Origin of the sequence: Methanolobus sp., from assembly GCF_030682845.1 — an archaeon.
GTDB lineage: Archaea > Halobacteriota > Methanosarcinia > Methanosarcinales > Methanosarcinaceae > Methanolobus.
On sequence record NZ_JAUXNK010000092.1, the window covers coordinates 33,090 to 55,603 of the forward strand.

The 22,514-nt window shown below is 46.0% G+C and carries 21 protein-coding genes; 13 read left to right on the forward strand and 8 right to left on the reverse strand.

Annotated features, from left to right (window positions below):
* The first annotated feature begins 139 nt into the window (after positions 1-139).
* The 12 genes from Q8J68_RS12545 (at position 140) to Q8J68_RS12600 (ending at position 12,251) form a co-directional block, all read left to right on the forward strand.
* The gene (locus Q8J68_RS12545) at positions 140-976 is read left to right on the forward strand and encodes a phosphate ABC transporter substrate-binding protein (RefSeq protein ID WP_305311854.1); all 837 of its coding nucleotides are present in this window, start codon (positions 140-142) and stop codon (positions 974-976) included.
* Between the two features lie 1,131 nt (positions 977-2,107).
* Positions 2,108-2,290 (forward strand): hypothetical protein, encoded by a 183-nt coding sequence (locus Q8J68_RS12550; protein WP_305311855.1) that lies wholly within the window; start codon positions 2,108-2,110, stop codon positions 2,288-2,290.
* Positions 2,290-3,072: a winged helix-turn-helix domain-containing protein gene (locus Q8J68_RS12555; RefSeq protein WP_305311856.1), complete on the forward strand. Its 783-nt coding sequence runs from the start codon at positions 2,290-2,292 to the stop codon at positions 3,070-3,072. Before Q8J68_RS12550 ends, Q8J68_RS12555 begins: the two co-directional genes overlap by 1 nt.
* Before the next feature lie 480 nt (positions 3,073-3,552).
* Positions 3,553-4,665, forward strand: a complete 1,113-nt coding sequence (locus Q8J68_RS12560; protein ID WP_305311857.1) for a uroporphyrinogen decarboxylase family protein — start codon at positions 3,553-3,555, stop codon at positions 4,663-4,665.
* 44 nt (positions 4,666-4,709) lie between these two features.
* Positions 4,710-5,171, forward strand: a complete 462-nt coding sequence (locus Q8J68_RS12565; protein WP_305311858.1) for a hypothetical protein — start codon at positions 4,710-4,712, stop codon at positions 5,169-5,171.
* A gap of 62 nt (positions 5,172-5,233) precedes the next feature.
* Complete coding sequence (locus Q8J68_RS12570) at positions 5,234-6,676, forward strand: radical SAM protein (protein ID WP_305311859.1); 1,443 nt, start codon at positions 5,234-5,236, stop codon at positions 6,674-6,676.
* Between the two features lie 39 nt (positions 6,677-6,715).
* A complete protein-coding gene (locus Q8J68_RS12575) occupies positions 6,716-7,852 on the forward strand; it encodes a phenylacetate--CoA ligase family protein (RefSeq protein ID WP_305311860.1) in 1,137 nt (378 codons plus the stop codon).
* Between the two features lie 101 nt (positions 7,853-7,953).
* Entirely contained in the window at positions 7,954-8,658 is a 705-nt protein-coding gene (locus tag Q8J68_RS12580) for a class I SAM-dependent methyltransferase (RefSeq protein WP_305311861.1), read from the forward strand.
* Between the two features lie 52 nt (positions 8,659-8,710).
* On the forward strand, positions 8,711-9,706 hold the full coding sequence (locus tag Q8J68_RS12585) for a radical SAM protein (protein ID WP_305311862.1): 996 nt from the start codon (positions 8,711-8,713) through the stop codon (positions 9,704-9,706).
* Entirely contained in the window at positions 9,707-10,690 is a 984-nt protein-coding gene (locus Q8J68_RS12590) for an ABC transporter substrate-binding protein (protein WP_305311863.1), read from the forward strand.
* A complete protein-coding gene (locus Q8J68_RS12595) occupies positions 10,687-11,481 on the forward strand; it encodes an ABC transporter permease (protein WP_305311864.1) in 795 nt (264 codons plus the stop codon). The genes Q8J68_RS12590 and Q8J68_RS12595 overlap by 4 nt, the downstream gene beginning before the upstream one ends.
* Entirely contained in the window at positions 11,478-12,251 is a 774-nt protein-coding gene (locus Q8J68_RS12600) for an ABC transporter ATP-binding protein (RefSeq protein WP_305311865.1), read from the forward strand. The genes Q8J68_RS12595 and Q8J68_RS12600 overlap by 4 nt, the downstream gene beginning before the upstream one ends.
* Here Q8J68_RS12600 and Q8J68_RS12605 read toward each other — a convergent pair.
* The 6 genes from Q8J68_RS12605 to Q8J68_RS12630 form a co-directional block, all read right to left on the reverse strand.
* Positions 12,240-13,004 carry a DUF5714 domain-containing protein gene (locus tag Q8J68_RS12605; protein ID WP_305311866.1) on the reverse strand — a complete coding sequence of 255 codons (765 nt, stop codon included), beginning with the start codon at positions 13,002-13,004 and terminating at the stop codon, positions 12,240-12,242. The genes Q8J68_RS12600 and Q8J68_RS12605 overlap by 12 nt on opposite strands.
* A gap of 46 nt (positions 13,005-13,050) precedes the next feature.
* Positions 13,051-13,860 carry an SDR family oxidoreductase gene (locus Q8J68_RS12610; protein WP_305311867.1) on the reverse strand — a complete coding sequence of 270 codons (810 nt, stop codon included), beginning with the start codon at positions 13,858-13,860 and terminating at the stop codon, positions 13,051-13,053.
* A gap of 31 nt (positions 13,861-13,891) precedes the next feature.
* Positions 13,892-15,301: an aldehyde dehydrogenase family protein gene (locus Q8J68_RS12615; RefSeq protein ID WP_305311868.1), complete on the reverse strand. Its 1,410-nt coding sequence runs from the start codon at positions 15,299-15,301 to the stop codon at positions 13,892-13,894.
* Between the two features lie 42 nt (positions 15,302-15,343).
* Entirely contained in the window at positions 15,344-16,054 is a 711-nt protein-coding gene (locus Q8J68_RS12620; protein WP_305311869.1) for a hypothetical protein, read from the reverse strand.
* Between the two features lie 408 nt (positions 16,055-16,462).
* Positions 16,463-17,482: a methylcobamide:CoM methyltransferase MtbA gene (gene mtbA, locus Q8J68_RS12625; protein WP_305311870.1), complete on the reverse strand. Its 1,020-nt coding sequence runs from the start codon at positions 17,480-17,482 to the stop codon at positions 16,463-16,465.
* A gap of 272 nt (positions 17,483-17,754) precedes the next feature.
* Positions 17,755-18,420 carry a corrinoid protein gene (locus tag Q8J68_RS12630; RefSeq protein ID WP_305311871.1) on the reverse strand — a complete coding sequence of 222 codons (666 nt, stop codon included), beginning with the start codon at positions 18,418-18,420 and terminating at the stop codon, positions 17,755-17,757.
* A 389-nt stretch (positions 18,421-18,809) separates the two neighbouring features.
* Here Q8J68_RS12630 and Q8J68_RS12635 point away from each other — a divergent pair, with 389 nt between their 5' ends.
* On the forward strand, positions 18,810-19,547 hold the full coding sequence (locus Q8J68_RS12635) for a formylglycine-generating enzyme family protein (protein ID WP_305311872.1): 738 nt from the start codon (positions 18,810-18,812) through the stop codon (positions 19,545-19,547).
* 1 nt (position 19,548) lies between these two features.
* Here Q8J68_RS12635 and Q8J68_RS12640 read toward each other — a convergent pair whose 3' ends face one another.
* Both Q8J68_RS12640 and msrA read right to left on the reverse strand, forming a co-directional pair.
* A complete protein-coding gene (locus tag Q8J68_RS12640; protein ID WP_305311873.1) occupies positions 19,549-21,717 on the reverse strand; it encodes an FAD-dependent oxidoreductase in 2,169 nt (722 codons plus the stop codon).
* A gap of 71 nt (positions 21,718-21,788) precedes the next feature.
* Positions 21,789-22,388: a peptide-methionine (S)-S-oxide reductase MsrA gene (gene msrA / locus Q8J68_RS12645; RefSeq protein ID WP_370867647.1), complete on the reverse strand. Its 600-nt coding sequence runs from the start codon at positions 22,386-22,388 to the stop codon at positions 21,789-21,791.
* Positions 22,389-22,514: the final 126 nt, after the last annotated feature.

Here is a 22,514-nt window from a genome sequence, read left to right on the forward strand (position 1 = left end):
ACAAATGTATTTAAAATATAAATAGATTTATAGTATTTAAAAGTATAGATTTATATACATAAAATGCTAATTGTATATATAAAGGTCGATTTCTATGTCTCAAAATAATAAATACATATTAGGAGTCATTGTTTGCTTATTGCTGCTTTTTGTTATATTTCTGTCACACTCAGTTTTCCAGGAGAAGGACGTATTAACAACGCCTTCCACTAATGCTGGAAGCAAGATATTTATCAAAGGTTCGGATACGATTCTGCCTGTTTCAATCGCCGAATCCAAAATTTACATGGATCTGCACCCCGGCAATGAGATTATCGTCATTGGAGGAGGTTCTTCTCTAGGACTTGCCAGTTTCATTGAAGGCGAGGTTGAAATCGCTATGGCCTCACGAAAAATAAAAGAATCAGAGATCACAAGTGCGACTAATAAAGGCATTGAGCCTGTAGAGACTATCATTGGATGGGATGGCATATCTGTTATCGTCAACAAGAATAATCCTCTTGAGAGCTTAAGCGTTGAACAACTCCAAATGGTCTACAGCGGAGAAATTACAAACTGGAAGGAACTTGGAGGCAATGACGAGAAGATCAGGGTTCTGGTTCGTGACCAAAGCTCAGGAACCTACGGATTTTTCAAGGAACATGTACTCGGGGACAAAGCCTATACTAAAAACGCGATTATTGAACCTAACACCGAAGCTGTGGTCAAGGATGTCTCATTGAACACGGCATCTCTAGGATACATCGGACTCGCATATATGGATGAAAGTGTGAGAATGATTGGACTTGGCACATCAGAAGGCACATTTTATCCTAATGCCGATACGATCAGGAGAGGAACCTACCCGCTTTCCAGACCACTTTACTATTATACCGATGGTGAGCCTGAGGGAACTGTAAAAGAATATATTGATTTTGTATTGAGTGCTCAGGGGCAGGAAATTCTCTCTGATATTGGGTATCTGCCAATCAACTAAACTTGCTAGGATAGGAAGAGCAATATCTCACGTTATGATGAGATTCCCATGTTGTTGCAATTATGCGCTATAAGTGCATATTTATCTTATTTTACTCCATTGTCTTGCCTTGCGGCATGGTAATTATTTGAAGTTTGCGTAATCATTGAACCTATAAAAAAGCGTCCATATTGCAGCCACAGAGAACATTGAGTTCACAGAGAGGTATTTCACACTCCGGGTGGGAATCTTCCGGGCCACTATTTGGTCTAAATCTGATAATTGAAAAACTAAATGATTACTAAGTAAGTAAATTACTCGATAATCGATAATAGAACTACATAATCTATAGGGGGAGTATTATTATCACAGTAATCCAATTTAAACCAAAACCCAAGTTAAAGGTAGTAGACTGAAGAAAATATATAATAATGGTATAAATGGGGTGAATAATTGAAGCAGCTAAAAGAATGTCCTGAATGTAAGGCACTCCTGAGTGATATGGACCAAAGCACACAGCATTGTGAAATATGTGGATACTGGACACGGAAGGGCACTGCCAGACTTGAACAGATAATGGTATGTTGAGGAGGGAAACTAATATGTGTTTTTGGGTTCAATTCCAAGATGAAGACATTTTAAGAGAGGTGCCTATACACGCCGATACAACAGAAGAGGCTAAAGATATATTCCAGCAAGATTTTCCTGATGTGAGTCAGTTTGAGTTGATATCCCCTTAAAGTGCACAAATATTTAATCTTATTCTTTTTCAAGTGCACATCTAACTCAACTTCTTCTCCCGGTATTGGTTGTGGTAGTAAGCATGACTTAATAAACTTCTACTATTCATCAAATGACGCTTATAAAACAACGATACATTTTTAAGTATCCTATATATACATGTTTCCAATATATCTGTGACATGACTAAATATGACTTTAACTGCCAGTGAGAATTAGAACCTGGTTCAAATTAATTTCAATGGTTACTATTCGACACAGTAAACAATATAAACACCCTGAAATGACATTATATCAATAATGATTTATCGATGATATGACTAATTGACCATAAGATAGGCCTGCTTTATGGTTATGCCCTGATCATTATCAGGTGTTATGGCTTAAAATAATCGCAATGAATTAAAATAAAATGATAGTTAACGGCGTGAAGAAAGAAATAAGATCAATTGCTTATAGTCCTCAGCATGGCTATCTGTCACAGGATTACCTGGGAGGCAGGCGCACATCTCATGAAACGATATACTCGATGATGTTCAAAACAATCGACTGCATTTTAGATGATCACTACGGACCAAGACTCAAGAGGAAATAATGAAAACAGAGCTAATAAGTACAGTGTTCCTCTCAGAAAAAAGAAAGAACACTCTCCTCATGTTGATGGAGCGGCCGGCCACCATAGATGAGATTAAGGATTCCCTCACAGGAACCACCAGTGCAATAATGGCTCAGATGAAGATCCTTCTTGAGCAGGGTCTCATTGAACAGTCAGCTGATGAATACAGCCTGACATATATAGGGAAGATCATATTACGAAAGATAAAGCCCCTGATGGAAGCGCTGAATGTCCTTGAGGAGAATAAGGAATACTGGGAAAGCAGGGATATGAGCGCTATACCTGATCCACTACTGGACAGGATTGGCGACCTTGGGCAGATAATGGTATATCAGCCTGATCTCAACCATCTTTTTGAGCCACCGACAGCATTGCTTACGAGTTTAAGGCAATCTTCATCAGTATGCACATTCTATTCGTATTTCTGTCCAAGTTGCCCTATGAATTATTCCGAACTGGCAAAAAAAGAAGTAAATTTCAATTTGATGTTGACCAGGTCTGTATACAATAGGTTGAAAGATGAATATACGGAACAGTATAATGCCATGATGGATTCTCCAAGTTCCAATATGTTCATATGTGAAGATAACACGATTCGTCTGGGCGCTCTCTCTATAACGGATAATCTCATGCTGATTGCCTTTTTCAACAAACAGGGGATTTTCGATCACAAAAAAGTCATCACTTTTGAGAACAGTGCACGTCAGTGGGGATTGGACCTTTTTGAGCAATACAAGCAAACCGCTGAAAAAGTTAAATGAAATATAACCTCCAGTCACTGCAGAATATTGACATCAATTATTTATCCGAATTATATTTTTTTGCCTACGGCTTTTTATTGTTTTATTTTGCGATAATTCATAAAAAGGCCTTTTTTGTATGTCTGTATGACTTAATATCAAATTTCCTTATGTCCCTATTCATGGTCTCGATATTATCGAAGGTGTTAATTTTTTTCCTGCCGGGGTTTTCCTGAATGCTTTAGATTAAGAATATGCTCTCGGTAAAAACTACAATTCAAACCTTGAACAGGCAATTGATAATAATAATGGCATTGACTAATTACCGGGAGTTATTATATATATCTATGCCCAGATACCAATTAGTGTCAATAATGACAAATTCATAATTTGCATGGTTGACTGCGAAAAGATTTGATTTCAGATTGGTGGTTATGGATGGAAAAAGTGTACTATTTTCGCCATTCCTAACCAGTAATAACAAAAGATTGGTGATGAATTATGCCAGCACAAGATTATATCCCAATAGATCAAAATTGGCTAGGAAATGCAGGAAAGTTATGGACTACTCCATGGGTGGACAAGCCATCGGATAGAGTTATCGTGGACCCTATTATACTGTCACACGCAGCCACTCTATTCAGAAAGAACGCAGGGTACTTCTATTCGAATCCTGATGAAGCAGTAAGGATGGTTTGTGCCGCCTGTGAACTCTACGATGTCACTCCGGTTGGTCACTACCTTTATGCAGATTACTGGGGAGCCGACTACGGAGCTGAAATAAAGATTCAGACAAATGCTCCACCAGGTATCACAAACCGCCCGATAAAGACTGCTGAAGATGTCGATAAGTTTGAAGTGCTGAGCACAGAAGAACTGGTCAAAGGCCCGACCCTTGCGACACACTACAAAGCACTTGACACAGTGAAGAATGAATATCCACAGATGTTCGCCCCTATCACTCAGCTGGGTGGTACCATGGAAGTAGCTACCAACTGGGCTTCAATTGAAGATGTATTCATGTGGATGATCACAGAACCTGAACTTGTCGACAAGCTATGTATAAAGGCCGGAGACCACATGGTCAATGCCTGCAGAGCAACAGCCGAGAGGTATGGAGCAAACGTCATGATCACCGGTTCAGTAATAGCAAGCGGTGACCTCATGGACAGGGAACAGATCAAGAGGTTCAGTTACCAGCCCGTATCCAGAGCTGTCAGGAAAGTCCTGAGCGCAGGCGCAGGTCCGGGTGTCTATTACCACCTCTGTGGAAACCACACCGACGACTTCGACCTGTGGAAAGATGCACCAATGAGCCCGTTCACCATTGTCCAGATAGGATATGACGGACAGAAAATATTCCCGACATCAAAGCTGGTAGAAAACTTCGGAGACAGGTGCACATGCTTTGGAACTGTTGATACAAAGCTGGTTGACCGCGGTACACCTGCACAGGTCTATGCACAGGCCAAGGAACAGGTCCTTGCCGGTAAGGACAGCCCAAGAGGTTTCATCCTGGGAACTGCATGCGAATGCCCAACCAACGCTCCACCTGTGAACGTCCATGCACTTGTAAGGGCAGCAAAGGATTTCGGAAAGTATGAGAAGTTCTGAGAAAGGGGATGAACAACAACAGTACAAAATAATGAGGGTTTCTTATGGATATAAAGATAACTGAACAAGTGGACAATTTATTGAAGGACAACGGCGTGAGGAAAGAGGAGATCCTGGACATAATCAAGAAGGCTGAATCCAGCGGTCAAAAACTCAAGTCAAAGGATGGAAACACCTGTATTGCAAAGGGTGCATCCGAGAACCTGACCATCTACGCTGTTTATTCTGCAACTGAACTGCTTGATGTCTACGCCCACAAAATGAACATCCTCGGAATCACCGGCGGAGAGATCAAGCCAGTGGAGTACGATGATGCAAGTGACTGGATATGTGCAAAGTGCGGAGAGGTCGCACTGGAGAGGAATGTTGACATGAGCTACCTGGGAGTCACCAGGCCAGGCCCTGGTCTCGTCTGTGCCAAATGCGGCGAAATGTATGTCTCAGCCGGCATGGCAAAGTCAACACTCAAAACAGCAGAAGCGATCCTTGAAGAAAAAAGAGCTTAAGAATACCTGAGAATCAGAGGGATTCTCGGGTAGATTACCACCACCAACCAGAGAGGGAACAGATGGAACCGATAAGCACAGTAGAAAGCCTTTGTCCGGAGTGCCTTGGAAAAATAGGCGGCATCAAGTATGCAGAGAACGGACAAGTCTACATAAAGAAGGAGTGCCCTGACCATGGTAGTTTTACAACCCTTATATCTGAAGATATAGGTCACTACCGACAAATGGAGGAATGTTTCGAGGTCAATAGGTCACGTGCCAGGGCATCTTTAACTGATGTGGAAAAAGGCTGCCCCTTCGACTGCGGCCTCTGTCCCTCTCATAAACAGGATACCTGCCTGGCAGTGGTGGAAGTAACAGACAGGTGCGACATGGGATGTGCTTATTGTTTCGCCAGTTCTTCAATGGATAAGAGCCTTGACCCCGATATGGACACAATAAGGTTCATGTTCGAAACAGTAAAGAAATGCCAGAACAAACCAACCTGCATACAGATCTCGGGAGGAGAACCAACTCTGCGGGATGACCTGCCTGAGATAATAAGGATGGGAAAGGAAGTAGGCATCGATCACATAGAATTAAATACCAATGGTCGCAGAATCGCCAGCGACCAGGATTATTTTGATAAGATCGCCTCAGCAGGTATAGATGCTATCTATCTTGGATTTGATGGCGTATCCGATGATATTTATATAAAAAGGACCGGAAAGAAGCTCTTTGACATAAAGGCCGAGGTCATCAACAGATGTGAGAAGGCCGGCATCGGCGTTGTTCTTGTGCCTCTTGTGGCTAAGAACTATAACCTGCACGAAGTCGGCAGGATCATAGAGTTTGCAGGCAGCAGGGTCCCGACCGTAAGAGGCGTGCACTTCCAGCCTGTATTCTATTCCGGCCGTGCACCTTCAGGTCGTGAAGGAAGGATTACCATTCTCGAACTTCTCCGGGAGGTCGAGAAGCAGACCAAGGGGCAGCTTAAGGTTGAGAATTTCACACCTTCACTGATGCCTCATGCCCATTGCGGAGCAACCTGCCTGACAGTCATTGACAGCAATGGCTTCCTGCCACTGACCAATGTCTCACTGGGAGCACTCAAATCCGCTTCTGATGTAGCAAGCAAAACAAAGAAGTCTATCATGGGCAGGTGGAGAGGTTCTGAGAAGGATGCTCAGAAGTCCTCATGCGGCGATCTGCTTATTAAAAGCTCATGCTGCGAGAAGCCTATAAGCCAGCTGACAGTGAAAGGCTCATGCTGTGAAAAGCCGATCACTGATGTCCTTCCACAGAACTCCCTTCTGGGCGGGGGATGGGCGGACTTTATTGAGATGAGCAAGAACAGCTATCTCACTATCTCAACAATGGCATTCCAGGACGTCTGGTCATACGAGAAAGAAAGAGTGGAGAACTGCTGCATACATGTGGTGACACGTGATGGGAGGTTTGTTCCCTTCTGCAACTACAATATGACCGATTGTGACGGCAAGTTCCTTTACAGGAATGCCGCTTAATCATTACTTTTTATTTCTGAGGAAAACAGGAGGCGTAACATGAGTCTTTCTGCAAAGATCAATACTGCTGTTCGGATGACTATAGCAAAAAGGAAACTGGAGTCCCGGAAAATAGAAGACGGGACCGGGAATCCTCTTGAGCAATGGGGCCTGGCCAAGATAAGGAATGACGTGAAGAACAACAGGGAGCTGAAAGAGTTCTTTGGCCAGAGGGAACTTGACAGGGATTACATCAATGAGTACAAGCTCATAAAGTTCAGGCAACTGATGGCGTATGTACTGGAGAACAGTCCCTATTATAAAGAGATTTACGAAAAAGCAGGTATCGATCCTTCTCAGATCACCGGATATGAGGACCTGGAGAAACTGCCACTGACCGAGCAGCAACTGTTAGCTGAGCATCCGTATCATTTCCTTTGCGTATCAAGAAAGGAGATAGCCAGGGAGTTTACAAGTTCCGGTACCACCAACATGCTCAAGAGGATGGCATATACCCAGGACGAACTGCTGGAAATTGTTGATTCGGTCATCTCAGGCCTGAAAATGGCAGGAATGAATTCTAAAGAAGATACATTGCAGATAATGTATCCCACCATAACAGCCACCTGGGACCCCGGTCTTGTCCTCAGTAAGGCCTGTGCCCTTGCCGGTTATAAATCGGTCATTAATGATTCCCTGGATGTGGACGATCAGTTAAGGACCATGAGGGAGTCAGGGACGACTCTTATCATTGGGACATCATCCTTCCTGCATGACCTGTCAAAGGCCGTCCGTGAGCTTATAAAGCCCGGAGAAATGGGAATAAAAACCATTATCTGCTCATCCGAACCCCTGACGCCTTCCATGAGGGAGGAAATAGAGAGCGTATGGGGCTGCAAGACCCTGAGGCAGTGGGGCATGACAGAACTGGGGCTGGCCAATGCAATCGAATGCTCTGAGCAGGATGGTTTCCATCTCAACAACCCGGATTTCCTGGTTGAGGTCATTGATCCAAAAACCGGAAAACAGCTACCTCCCGGTGAGGAAGGAGAGCTTGTCGTCACAACTCTGCGGAGAAGGTGCATGCCTCTTATCCGTTACAGGACAAGGGACATCACAGCTCTCATTGACGAGCCGTGCAATTGTGGCGCCTGCTTTGACCAGCGAATAAGTGATATAAAGAGAATGAACTCCTGAGGGCTCATATCTCAAGGGAGGGACTCCGGTTCCTTTCTTAGTCTTTCTTTCAGAAACGGATGTTATGAACATTTATCCCAGGGACGGTTCTTACCGTTCTGATGCTCTTTTATGGAAGTGATGCAATGAACCAGAGAGGACCGGATATAGATAAAGGAGCCCTGAGCAGGCAACAGCAACATTGGGAGTGCGTATTTTCAAGCAATGATTCTATGTTTGGCGAGGACCCCAGCAGTCCGGCCCGGTGGGCAGCCCGGCTGTTGAAGGAAGAAGGCAAGACAAAAGTCCTTGAGCTTGGTTTTGGACAGGGAAGAGATACCCTGTATTTTGCAAGGAATGGTTTTGATGTAACTGCTCTTGACTATTGCGAAAAAGGAATCAAATCCCTGAGGGAGAAAGCCAGTGAGTCCTCAGTATCAGGTTCTGTAACTCCCATGCAGCATGATGTCAGGAACAGACTGCCTTTTAAGGATGACACATTCGATGCGTGCTATTCTCATATGCTTTACTGTATGCCCCTGACAATTTCGGAATTACGCTCACTTTCAACAGAGGTCATGAGGGTCCTTAAGCCCGGAGGACTGAACATATTCACCACAAGACATACAGAGGACCCCCAGTACGGGACCGGTATCCACAGAGGTGAGGATATGTGGGAGATACAGGGAGGATTCATCGTGCATTTCCTGAGCAGGGAAAAGGTGGACCTTCTCTCGGAAGGCCATGATGTATTGGATGTTACGGAATTTCAAGAAGGCGACCTGCCTAAGAAACTGTATCGTGTAACTCTGAGAAAAAAGAGCTGAAAGGTTCTGTTGCTTTAAAGCAAATACGTTAAAACAAAAGTGGTGAGTAAGATTGTCTGATTTAGACCTTATCCAAAAATCAAAAGAAAAAGCATTGAAAGGTGAAAGGTTGGACCGGGATGATATAATCGCTCTACTGGAGATAGACCCGGATTCAAAGGATGCGGAAATTCTCGGGAAGGCGGCACGGGAAGTTGCTGCCGTGATCACAGGGAACAGCGGGAGTGTCTGGGCTTCAATTGGTGTTGATTATAAGAAATGTGCTATGAATTGTGATTTCTGTGCTTTTGGCCGTAAATGGGGAATTGTGAAGGATGAAAGCGAACGAGACTCCCAGGAGATCATAGAGCTGGTCCGCCAATTCGTTTCCCATGGAGCCAGATGGATAACTTTACGGACTACGCAGTTTTACGGAATTGAAAGACTGACCCAGATTGTCAAGGATATCAGGGCTTCAATTCCGGGAGAGTACCAGATAGTCGTCAATACCGGGGAGTTCAACGAGACACAAGCAGAGACCCTGTCCGGCGCAGGGGCGCAGATGGTCTATCATACCATCCGGCTTCGCGAAGGCATAAATACGAGATTCAAAACCGAAGACCGGATCGCAACTCTTGCTTCTGTCAGCAGTTCCCCGCTGGACCTTGCCTACCTTGTCGAGCCTGTTGGCATAGAACACACGAACTCCGAAATAGCCGACGTCTTCCTGACAGCAATGGAGTACAATGCCAGGCTATGTGGCGTTATGGCAAGAGTGCCTCTTCCAGGCACGCCTTTGAGTGATTATCCTCAAATTTCGGAGCGAAGACATGCACAGATAGTAGCAGTGACACGTCTGGCTGCCGGCTATCATGCACCGGATATATGCGCACATCCCCCCTCACGGCTTGCTGTGGAATGGGGTGCTAATGTGGTTGTTGTCGAGACCGGGGCCATTCCAAGAGAAGGTGCTGACTGTAAGACTGAATGGCATGGTTTCGGTCTGGAAACTGCCAGGGATTATTTCACGAATGCAGGATATGGATTTTACTCCGGGAGGGAGAACTGAATGCAAAAACGCGTCTCTATGTTATGCATGCTTTTCATCCTTTTTTTATCCCTTCTGGCATCCGGATGCACAGGACATGCATCTGAGGGTACAGAGAAAATAAAAGTAGGAACATGGAAGACCGCCCAGACCATCCAGCCATTTCTCTACCAGGACTACATTGACGACAGGTACTCGGTAGAAGTGCTCCCCTTCACAAATCCCGGTGACCAGAAAGCTGCACTGCTTGCGGGAAGCCTGGATATGACAGGTACGACAATAGCACTTGCCATCACGGCTGCTTCTAAGGGTGAGCCGGTGGTTATTGTGAGCGGACTTGCCAACAAATGCTCGGCCATTGTTGTAAGGGAAGACTCTGACATCAAAACGGCTGAAGACCTCAAGGGTAAGAGAATCGCATACGTCCCGGGGACCATGCATCATGTCCTTTTGCTTGAAACACTGGAGCAGGCAGGACTTGATCCTGCAAAAGATGTCAGGCTTCAGCGTATCGACTTCTTCGATATGGGGCAGGCGCTCTCTCAGGGCACTGTGGATGCTTTCTGCAGCGGGGAACCTTATCCGTCCCTTGCGGTTGCTAACGGATACGGGCGTGTGCTTATTTATCCATATTACGGGGAAAGTGTGGGAACTATCAATGCCGGCATGCTCACAACAAAGAGCAATATTGAAAATGACCGGGAAAAGATCCAGCAGCTGGTAACTGCTCATGCCCGAGCGACAGAATATCTAAACGACAATCCTGACGAATGGATCAACATGTCCTCGTCTTTTGGAACTGACCCTGAAGTACTGAGGATCGCTCAGGATAATATGGAACTGGCATGGTATATGGATGAAGCATATGTTCAGCAGGCGGAGAAGCTTGCAGAAAGGATGAAAGACCTTGGCATGATCGCTCAGGTGCCGGATATGGATGTCCTCTTTGATCGGAGCTTTGTGGAACAGGCACGCAATGATCTTCAAAACAGTGAAACCGCATGACAGTCAGTAACTGGAAAATGGACTATATAGGATTTGTTCTTCCAGCATTGATATTTACCGCATGGTATCTTGTGACTCTGGAGGGAGGAGTACCGGCATATCTTATTCCCTCACCATCGAACCTGGTTCGCGTGGCAGTTGATTTTGCTACCGGGCATGCGAATCTCACACCTTATGCAGGGACACTGTTAGTACATACCCTTGCCAGCGTTCAAAGAGTGGCGATGGGTTTTGGTCTGGCTGTTGCTGTGGGACTTCCCCTGGGTTTTCTGACAGGGCGCATGTCCCTTGCAAAGAACTCTCTTGACCCAACTGTACATCTCATCCGTATCATCCCCGGCATTGGGTGGTTACCCATAGCCATAGTATGGTTTGGCGTGGGGGAGAATACAACCCTGTTTCTCATATCACTGGCAGCCTTTTTCCCGATATATGTGAATGCAGCCCAGGGAGCCTCTTCAGTACCTCCTTTACTCATCCGTGCAGGGAGGATGCTGGGTGCCAATAAGCTGATGATATTCACTACGGTAATCATACCAGCATCCATGCCTTCCACTTTGGCCGGACTACGGCTGGGTTTGGGCATTTCCTGGGCCTATCTTGTACTGGGTGAGCTTACAGGTGTGACATGTGGACTGGGTGCGGTTATGATGGATGCCCGGATGCTGGGGCACGTAGAGATGATCCTGGTCTCTATGATATTCATAGGATTGTTTGGCCGCATCAGCGATATGATACTCGTAGGTTCTTTTAAAAGGCTGGACCTGCTAAGGGAGGAGAACAAAGAATGAAACTCATGCAACGCACGAACCTGTCGGCAGATGGAATAAACAAAAGTTTTTCCCGCCCAGGCGAGCATGACCCTTTAAAGGTTCTGGAGGATATCCATTTTGAGATCAGGGAAGGTGAGTTCGTCAGTATACTGGGTCCAAGTGGCTGCGGTAAATCCACATTCCTTAATATCCTTGCAGGATTTGAGCCTGCAGACAGTGGTCATGCAGCCTGTTGCGGTGAACACATAAGAGACCCCTCTCCCGAAAGAGCAGTAGTATTCCAGTCACCTGTACTGTTTCCATGGCTCAATGTTAAGGACAATATCCTTTACGGGCTGAAACTAAGGAAGGACGTCAGGAACGAAGCAGAAGAGATAGCTTCTGAATATATAAGAGCTGTAGGACTTGACGGTTTTTGGGACTATTACCCTTCCCAGTTATCCGGCGGCATGCAGCAAAGGACTGCCCTGGCACGTGCGCTTGTATTAAGGCCGAAGGTCCTGCTTATGGATGAGCCCTTCGCAGCATTGGATGCCCAGACACGTTACAGCATGCAGCAATTGCTGCTTGGTCTCTGGGAAAATTATAGGCACACCATTGTTTTCATCACACATGATGTGGAAGAGGCTCTGTTACTGTCAGATCGCATCTGCATTATGAGTAAAAGGCCAGGCAGGATGATTGAAGAGATAGCTGTGCCTTTTGAGCGTCCCCGTCCACTGTCATTGACCGGCACCCAGGAATTCTCAATGCTAAAGGGCCATATACTTGGCAGATTAATGGATTAAGTATGGAGTGGTAGTTTTATTGTTATCAGTACCAGATCTATCCTTATATTCACAGTTCTCATCGCATTCTTTATTGTATTTTGTGTAATTACATTTCGCAGACAGGTCCAGATTCTCATACCACAGCAGGCCAAATATATCTGACAGATATGCCACTCCTTTTCTCAGAGAGATACGGGTTGCTTTTTTGCAGCATCTGGCTCCTCCTGCATCTGCAATGCACCTCAGGGCCCCTGATGTAGCCCAGTTTGCATGGGAGCGTTCAGCAGGTGTGAAGGGCGTAGCTTCCGCCAGTATACAAACAGCGACTCCAACTCCAATTCCTGCGCCGCATGCTCCATAGATACCGCAGTAACCGCCGGGAACTTTGCTTCCTCTTTTGATTGCTTCTAAAATATCTGCTTCTTTCTTCTTTCCTGTGTAATTCTGGTATGCTGCTATAAGGACAGCGGGCACAAGTGCATGATGCTCCGGTCCGTGCATGTGCACACTGGGATGTTCCATGATCTTCTCAGCCAGTGTTACAGGGTTCTGCATGTCGGTGCTCAGACAGATATTCTCAATGATTTTGAGCGCGTCCTGCGAATGACAGGAATTGCAGATATAGTGTCCGTTCTTACATTGGATATAAGCTTCTTCTTCAACACCGCAGTAGTGACATTTTGCAACAGTTGCCTGACAGGAGTGAACTATCCTGTTTCCGCATAGCATACAGTTGTTTTTCTCATTACACAACGTATCAATGTTTATCATCTTATATCACCTGCTTAACCTCTAACTGTAAACATAAGTTTTCTTCTCATAGTGATTCTATTTCCCGCAGCTGGGAGCGGGATATCCTCATCTGCCAGCTTGCCGGGAGAAGGCTTACCAGAGCCTGCCCGAAACCAAATCCCCTTCCGGGTATCACCACATCCTTACCACACTGCATAGCCCTGTACGTGTCGCGTGCCACGATAGCGGGTGTTGTAGCCATCCAGGAACTGAATGCCCTGGAGCACTCCATCCTTGCCGATGTCTGGAAACCAGTGCCTTTAACAGCGGTAGGACAAACAGCTAATACCCTGACCCTGGAGCCCTGTTCCCGTAATTCGTAGTTAAGGGCCCGGCTGAAGTTGAGTATGAAGCTCTTGCTGGCTCCGTAAGTTGCAAAAGTCGGGTTTGGCTGGAAGGCCGATATCGAGGACATATTAATGACCTGACCATTGTCCCTTTCTACCATTTCCCGAAGGTAGAGCCTTGTAAGATGATAGAGTGTCCCGATATGCAGTTGCAGCATGGCCAGCTCCCTTTCAATGTCTATCTCATTGACATGGCCGTAAGTGCCAAAACCGGCGCAGTTGACCAGCACATCCACCGTGAGATCATGGGACAAGGTGAAGTCATAGACCTCCGTTGCCGCTCCTGGCCGGGACAGGTCCTTTTCCAGCAGGAAGATGCTGGTGAATGGACTGATGGCCTGCAATATATCCCCGGCATGCTTAAGGTCTTCACCGGGCATCGCGACAATGATCAAACGGTAGCCATCTGCCACGAAAAGCTTGCCAAGCTCCAGTCCTATCCCACCGGAACCGCCGGTTATCAGTACTGTCCTTCTGCCATCTTTCATAGTTTCCCTTCATCTTTCTGCCCAGGCATGTTCACATCCACCTGTACAGTGTTTTAATAAGCTTTCTGACACGATCATTATATGGCGGGTGTATCATGCTCAATGACCCCCACCTGCGGTGTATTACGCTGCGTTCGTTAGAGAAGCCTGTAAAGCAGTGAAAACCCAATGACCTGCCAATCCCGCTACTGTTTATTCCTCCGAATGGCAGGGAAGGATTGCTGTAACCCAGCATATAATCGTTAATCACCGTCCCTCCCGCAGATACGCTTCCCATGAAGTACTCGATGTTGCTCTTGTTCCGGCTGGCTATATACAGAGTAAGGGGTCTTGGGAGACGGTTTATTATATTCCTTACTTCTGTCCTGTCGCTGTATGTCAGCACCGGCAGCAGGGGACCGAATATTTCTTCCTGCATGATGTCCATGTCCTCAGTGATCCCATCAAGCAAGGTAGGAGAAATGAAGCGATCCGACTCATCGAACTCACCACCAGCCAGAACACCTGCACCTTTGCTCAGTGCATCTTCATAAAGGGACTTCAGTCGCATGAAATGCGCATCACTGACAATACGACAGTAGTCCGGGGATTGCTTTATTCCCCTGCCATCCGGGTCATATAATTGCTGCAGTGCAGTTCTGAATTCCCGGATAAAGGGCTCTCTTATTGATTCGTGGAGAAATATGTAATCCGGAGTGATGCATGTCTGTCCGTTGTTGACAGACTTGGCCCAGGCAGCACGCCGGGCTATCCGGCTGATGTCTGCCGTTTCATCTATAATGGCTGGCGATTTTCCTCCAAGCTCCAGGGTAACGCTGCAGAGATGCCTGGCAGCCTCGGTCATGACTATCTTACCAACTTTCGGGCTGCCTGTGAAAAAGATATGATTGAATGGTTGGTCAAGCAATGAACTGGCAACCGATGCGTCGCCTTCAAAGACGGCAACTTCACTCTCTTCAAAAAGCTCATCTATCATGTGCTTAATGAACGATGAAGTGTGAGCCGAAATTTCGCTGGGTTTGAGCATAACCGCATTACCGGCAGCTATAGCGTAGACCAGCGGCACCAGTGACAGGTTAAGGGGAAAATTCCAGGGAGATATAATTAGCACCACGCCTCTGGGTTCGTACCGGATGTGAGAGCGGGTTCCGATAAGTGGCAGAGGTGTGGGTACCGCCTGTGGCTTCATCCAGCGTTGGAGATGCTTTTTCACATGGGATATCTGAGCCTGCACAACACCTACTTCTGTAGCAATTACCTCCACTTCCGGCTTGCGAAAGTCCTTATGCATGGCCTGGCAGAGTTCAGAAAGGTGCTTTTCATCACGGAGATAGTTGTCAATACGCACCAACCGCTCTATCCTCTCAGAGGCTTCCAGGCGGGCCAGTTGTGGCCACTTTGCCTGCTGCAAATTGAATACGCGTCTGATTTCCTCATACATGACATTTCATCTTCATGCGTACTTATTTACATATCCCTTTACTCAGACAGCAACTATCCCAAGTAGCAGCAATATATAGAATGATGTAATAGAAACAGCAGCTATCGGCTCTACCTTGCCCCATTTTTTCTTACCTTTTACCACATCACTTAGCGTGATGCATATCCAGAGAAGGAACACGTATCCTGCCATCAGGGAGAAAATCGAGAAAGTAGGGTGCGTCCATGTTCCCAGCATCTCTCCTGTGAACTCGGTAAGGACAGTGAAAAATCCCGTAAAATATGCAAGTCTCAGACCATCAAGGCTATTGAATAGCATGAGTGCAAGGGAGAATTTCAAAAGTATTGCCATCGGTTGCAGGGAGAGATCGAAAATGGTGTAATCGGCCACAAGCATTAAAGCCACACTTGCGACTATGAAATAGTTCACCCTGTGGAACCACTGTTTTTGCGAATATCTTTCCTGGAATATCTTCCAGAGATTATAGGATGACCAGAATATAGCACCATAGCCTGGAATCAGCCATATGGGAGCGCCACCTATAGCTCCGCCAAGATATGTGAAATATCCATGCTGGACGCCCAGAAGCTCATGCACATATCCAAAGACAGACGCTATCACCAGGAGCATCCTGCCTTTAAGCATACTGTTATTCCAGAAAAGCAGCCACAAGACCCAAAGTATTATGGCTGGTATGACCTCGTTCTGCGTATGCCTGTAGAACACAAGGATACCAAGTATGACCGTGAGCATGAATATGGCAAAGTACCATACATTACTGAAAAGGATCTGACTTTTCTTTTCTATTGATCTGTGTAATGATTGAAAAGAAGGTACATTTAGATCAACTGTATTTTTTTCCCATGGAAGGTATCTAATCAATTTTGATAACATTCAGATCACACTTTTATATTTTATTTACATCTGTTATATTTAGGGGTAAAAAACTTTCATTTGATATATTGGGAAGGCCGTCTGCTGTTATGGGAAATGGGCCAGTGTTATTCCACTGGCCTGGGATGGATGGAGGTAGATAGGCTGGTGAAGACCCGAATGCATTTTTTGATTGCAAGTCTAGCTCCCCCAGACTACAAAAATAATGTCTCCGGGCTGTTGGTGACCAAGAACATGAAAGAAGGGCCCGGAGCATTATCTTTGATCTTAATATTTACGGTTCTTTGCGGATTCGACCATTGCCTGAAGGTTGGCGCTGGGTGTCTTGCTGACGATTCCGCAACCCGGAGCAAGGAGATCGACACCTGCATCGATAGCTTTCTGTGAAACTCCCCTGATTGTATCCGGGGTGCCTTTCCAGAGAACTGCTACCGGGTCAAGGTTTCCAATGATCATTGCCTTGTTAACCTTGCTCTTTGCGGTTGCAATGTCCACGCTCTGGTCAACGCTGATGGCGTCCACACCGGAAGACTCCATAAGCTCCAGGCTCATTGTTGTGTCACCGCAGATGTGTATCACTACCGGTACGTTCATCTCATGCATTGCATCGACGATTTTCCTGTGTGCAGGTACTACGTATTTCTCGTAATATGCATCGCCAATGAGCATTGCACTTGCTGTTGGGTCGATGATGACCATTGTATCCGCACCGTTCTCAGCCATTTTCTTTGCGTATGCAATGTTGAACTCTGTTGCAAGATCCATCAGTGCTGTTGCGAACTCCTCATCTGTCATTATTGCCATGAACCAGTCATCGCCGTTCATGTGCTGTGCAAGGGAGAATGGACCAAGCATGCTTGCCATGATAGGGAGTTCCTTGCCATACTTGTCTGCAAGGATCTTTATCGCTTTGCAGATAGTAGCTACTCTGCCCTGAGTTATGTCAAAGTTCTTCAGTCTCTCGACATCAGACATATCTTTTACACAGTGGCTGCTTACAGATGGCTGCTGTTCTTTTGTGCCTGCCTTGATGTCACAGCCGAAGAACTCAGCTTCTGCGCTGATGTCGAACGGGACACGCACAGCTTCAAAGCCCACGACGGTGTGGCCTGCTTCTGCGAGCTTTGCCATGGTTTCTGCATTATCGTTTGCTTCCGGCCAGAATGCGCCAGCTGCTTCCATCTGTTCTACCGTGCCTGTCTGCGTGAATGAGACAGCAGGCATCCTGTCAACAGGTTTTCCTGTCAGAGCACGTGCCAATCTCTCTTTAGGGGTGTATGTTACCATTTAACTGAACTCCTGTGATAATTGCATAATGTTAGTATTGCCTGCTGCAAAGCAAGCTATGAGTGGTATAGATTTGTTAAGTGTATCTCGCAGGAATGTGACAGCGCCTGCAGCAGCTCCACCTATTTCTGCAAAATACCTTTTTTGGGAGAGTAAAGCATCTTTCTTACTGCAGATAAGCATTAGTAGATGTTACTCTCGCCTTTGACCCATGTAAGAAAATAGAGATTTATGCAGTAGTGAGCTACATACATAAATTCCAGTTTGTTTACTCAGTTCCACCTGTTGTCAGGAAGCTCTTTTACGACTTCCTTTGCCCACTTTGCAGCTTCCATTGCATCCGGCTTGGATGTGTCTGCTCCGATCTCAGCTGCATAGTCAGGGGTTATAGGGGCTCCACCGACAATGATCTTTACCTTGTCCCTGATTCCTTTCTCTGTGAAGCTCTTTACGATCTTCTCCATGTTGTCCATTGTGGAGGTCATAAGTGTGCTTACAGATATGACATCTGCTTTGTGTTCGATAGCAGCTTCCGTGAACTTGCCTATTGGTACGTCCTTGCCCAGGTCAATAGCCTCAAAGCCCATTGCACTCATCATGGTCTTGACAAGGTTCTTACCAATGTCGTGAACGTCTCCTTCTGCAGAGCCGATGACAAGAACTGCTCTTTTGGCACCGCCTTCTAATTTCATGTGAGGGGTAAGTACATCCATGCCACCATACATTGCATTGGAAGCCATTAGGAGGTGGGGCATAAATGCCTGTTTACAGTCATACTTCTCACCCATAATTTCCATGCCCCTTGCAAGACCCTCGATGACCGCCTTATAAGGTTCAATTCCAGCTGCAAGTGCCTGGTTTGCCAGTTCAACAGCCTGGTCTTTCTTCCCATTTACTACCGCATTCGTTAATCCGTTTATTATTTCGCTTTCTTCCATAGAAACGCCTCCAAATGTTTTATTGCTAATGCCGGTCAGTAACGCGGAGCATGTTGACTTTCTCCACCTTTTCCGCTTTTGACCATGATCTGACAATCATATTTTGCTTTAGGCCAATAAGATGACAAATCACTTATCGACAATTACGGTATTCAGGTATACGTATATATAATAACTCATGGTAATCAACCAATAGCGTGATTATTATCAATCATCTGTTCCAGGTCTAAATTATAGATTTTACTGCGTGCATATTCTGAATCCATGACACATCGGAAAATCCCGGCAGGGCTAAAAACAAGGCTATTGATTATATCAAAAGCATGAATATAACTGGAATGAAATGTGAACTACTTTTTAAAAAAAGACAATGAAAAGGAGTTCACTGAATGTCAAATGGAAATGGAACATCCCCGGAAGTGTATACCAATTCACTAGGCATGGAGTTTGTTTTGATCCCCGCAGGTGAGTTCTGTATGGGTTCACTGTCAGATGAGAAAAACTGGTACAGGAACGAACGCCCCTTGCATAAAGTAAGCATAATGGATGACTTTTTCCTGGGAAGATATGAAGTGACACAGCAACAATGGACTGACATCATGGGTATTAATCCTTCCAGGGCTTCTGGAGATGACAGGCCTGTCGACAAGATATCGTGGAACGAAGCACAGGAGTTTATCAGGAGGCTTAATGAAAAAGAAGTCACAGATAAATACCGCCTTCCAACAGAAGCTGAATGGGAGTACGCATGCAGAGCCGGTACGACCAGCAGATACTCATTTGGAGATGACGAAGTACAACTCAGTGATTACGGCTGGTATGGCGAAAATGAAAGCACCGGGACTTTTCCTGTGGGACAGAAGAAACCAAACCCATGGGGGCTGTACGACATGCATGGCAACCTGTGGGAATGGGTCCGGGACAGGTATCACGAGAGTTACGAAGGCGCTCCCGCAGACGGCAGTGCGTGGGAAGAGACTGCCGACAATGCAAAGGTCCTGTATGTCCTGCGCGGTGGCAGCTGGATAACCTCTGCAGTGGGCTGTCGTTCAGCAAGCCGCTATTATTATTCCCCGGACGGCCGTCGCAGCCGAAGGATTGGAGTACGTATCGTAAAGGAAGTATAAATTATATATTCCTTGCAATCTCGTTTGCTCCTGTTATAGCTTCCCATACTCTCCCAGGCTCTTTCGCATCGCCTGCGGAGTATATTTCAATAGCAGCTCTCGTTTTTAGCAGCTCATAATAAAGATCATCATCGGCTTGTGTTCCGGTCGTAAGTATTACCAGATCTGTATCCAAAGACAGCTCTTCCACATTGCCCGGGTCAAGCTTTCTGCTGAATGGATTTTTTACATTATCAGGTATCAGGGCTTTCCATGGAGTATAGGGTTCGCTTCTGCCTCTGTTTGCCACTATATGGGCCTTGCCTTCTGTGAACCTGGTGACCTTTGAAGCATTATAAACGATGACAGGTTCTTTCAAGGCATCTTTCTTCTTTCCCGAAGGAGAGCCTCCTCCAAGCAGCATCCACAGCATCTGGCCCCTGTTAGCCATTACAGTATCAGGCATCAGTGCATCGTTCTTTCCCACTATAGTGACACTGACACCTTTTTCATAGGCAAGGGAATAACCGATCTCGCAGCCTATTATCCCTCCCCCTATAACCAGGACCTTTTTCACATCGGCCGGCAATTCCATGCCCTTATCAAGAAAATCCCTGACTTCCCGGTGCCTGACCTTATCCAGTCCTTCGATTGGAGGGATGATCATTCTGAGACCGTTACAACATATTATCACATCGAATATGTTCCTGATATTCTCCGACCCGACCTCTGTATTGAATACGACTTCCAACCCGTCTTTTTGAAGCAGGCTCATCTGGTATTCAAGATTCTCAATGTATCTTTTAACATCATGTTTTATGGCCATCCTGCTGGCTGTATATAACTGCCCGCCAATCCTGTCACTCTTTTCAAAAAGGGTTACATGATGCCCTCTTTTGTGGGCGGTCATTGCAGCTTCACATCCTGCCGGCCCGGCGCCGATAACTGCTACTTTCTTTATCTTCTCTGCTCTTACCAGTTTTTTCTTTTCCTCAAAACCGGTGTACGGATTGACAGAACAGCAGGGGTGTCCTCCTTTTTTAAATGACTCGATGCATCCTTCCTGATCCCCTATACAATGGATGATCTCCTTTGTCCTGCCCTGTCTGACCTTCTCAGGCCAGCGGGGGTCAGCAAGCAGTGGCCTGCCAAGCATAACAAAATCCGCCCATCCATTCTCCAGGACTTCCTCGGCACACTCAGGTTTACCCATCTTTCCGACAGCTATCACTTTTGCATCGATGCTCTCTTTGCGGAAGAATTCCTTTAATCGGCCAGCGATCTCCTCAACATAGATGCTATCATCAAAGTAAGCAGGCGGATGTGGCCAGAACCAGTTCTCATAGCAGCCTTTATCCACATCGAATGCATCTACTCCCGCTTCATGCAGCACCCTGCAGAATTCCAGCCCCTGCTCAACTGTCCTTTCCTTACCATGGAAACGTTTCCTGAATATCGCATCCCCGTATGTTTCCTGCAAAGCCTGGGTCAGGTCGATCCTGTAGATAACAGGAAAATCCTCTCCGCAGCGCTTCTTGATCTCTCTTACAACATCGATCCCAAATCGGTTCTTGTCCCTGTACCTGCCAAACATTCTCCGGTTCCATGGGTCAGACGTCAGCTGGTCCATGAGGTAACCCTCGTGGCCGTGTATCTGGACGCCATCAAAACCGGCAGATTTTGCATTAGCCGCACACTGGCCAAAGCTTTTGACAATCTTTTTGATACTCCTGTCAGAGAACGGGACATGAGGTATCTGAGGCACGTAAAAGTTCCTGTTCCAGGATGAAGATCGCAGTATCTTTCCCTTTAAGGCGGGTTCAGGAGAGCCGACCCTGCCAAGCCCTGCAGTAAGCTGGATGAATATCTTTGACCCGTAAGGCCGTACTCCGGCGGTAAGGTCCCTCCAGCCTGAAAGCCGGGTCCTTGATGTACCATCGATTCGCGGGAAATAACTGGTGTCATTATCTTCAGATACCGTGGGATCGATCCCGTAAGATACCGGTACAAGTCCTGTTATCAAAAGACCTGTTCCTCCCTTTGCCCGTTCGATGAAGTATTCTATCATCTTATCCAGGGGCCGGCCTGTAGGATCGGCCATATTGATGTTTCCCATGGGAGCCATGACGATCCTGTTCATCAGCTTGCATTTTCCGATCTGTTCAGGTTCGAACAGTTTTTCAAAAGACATAATAATAACTCCCGTTCATTCAGAAATTGATATTGCAGGGATTCAAAGTACACTATATATTATACTATATGTTACTTTATCGTACAGCTCCTTACGCTGCATAACTTCACCTTGCCTTCTTCCGGGCTGTTCTCCATATATTGCTGGTGTTTGCTCTCAGCCTGATAGAAGACAGTAGCAGGAACTATCTCTGTAAGTATCTGTTTTCCGGGATCCAGGGAATTCTCCATCTCCTTCATGGATACTGCCGCCTGTAATCTCTGATCCTCATCATGGTAAAAGATAGATGAGCGGTAATGGCTACCCGCATAATCCGGAATCGTATCCAATGTGGAAGGGTCATGGATGTTCCATAAATGCATTATCAATTCCCTGCGTGTCAGGGTGGGATCATGGATACTCCAGAAGGCTGTAAGCAATTCATTATAAGTTACCAGAGCAGGGTCAAATGTGATCTCCACTGCCTCGGCATGACCTGTCTTCCCGCTTAGTACCTCCGTATAGCCAGGATTTTCCTTAGCTCCTCCGGTATATCCGACACGGGTGCTCAGCACACCGTCAATTTTCCTGAAAGCATTTTCGACTCCCCAGAAACAGCCTGCAGCAAATGTAGCTTTCTCCATTGTAATATTCCTTTTGTCCTCATTTTTGAGCAGAGCAGTATAATACATAAAGATATCCTGTATGTCAAATTCATAGCTTGAACATAGAATATGCCATTGATAATCTCCGTATCATTGATTGCTTGTAGTAAGTTGTTATATATATTCTGTAAATAATGGTAAAACGTAGTCATT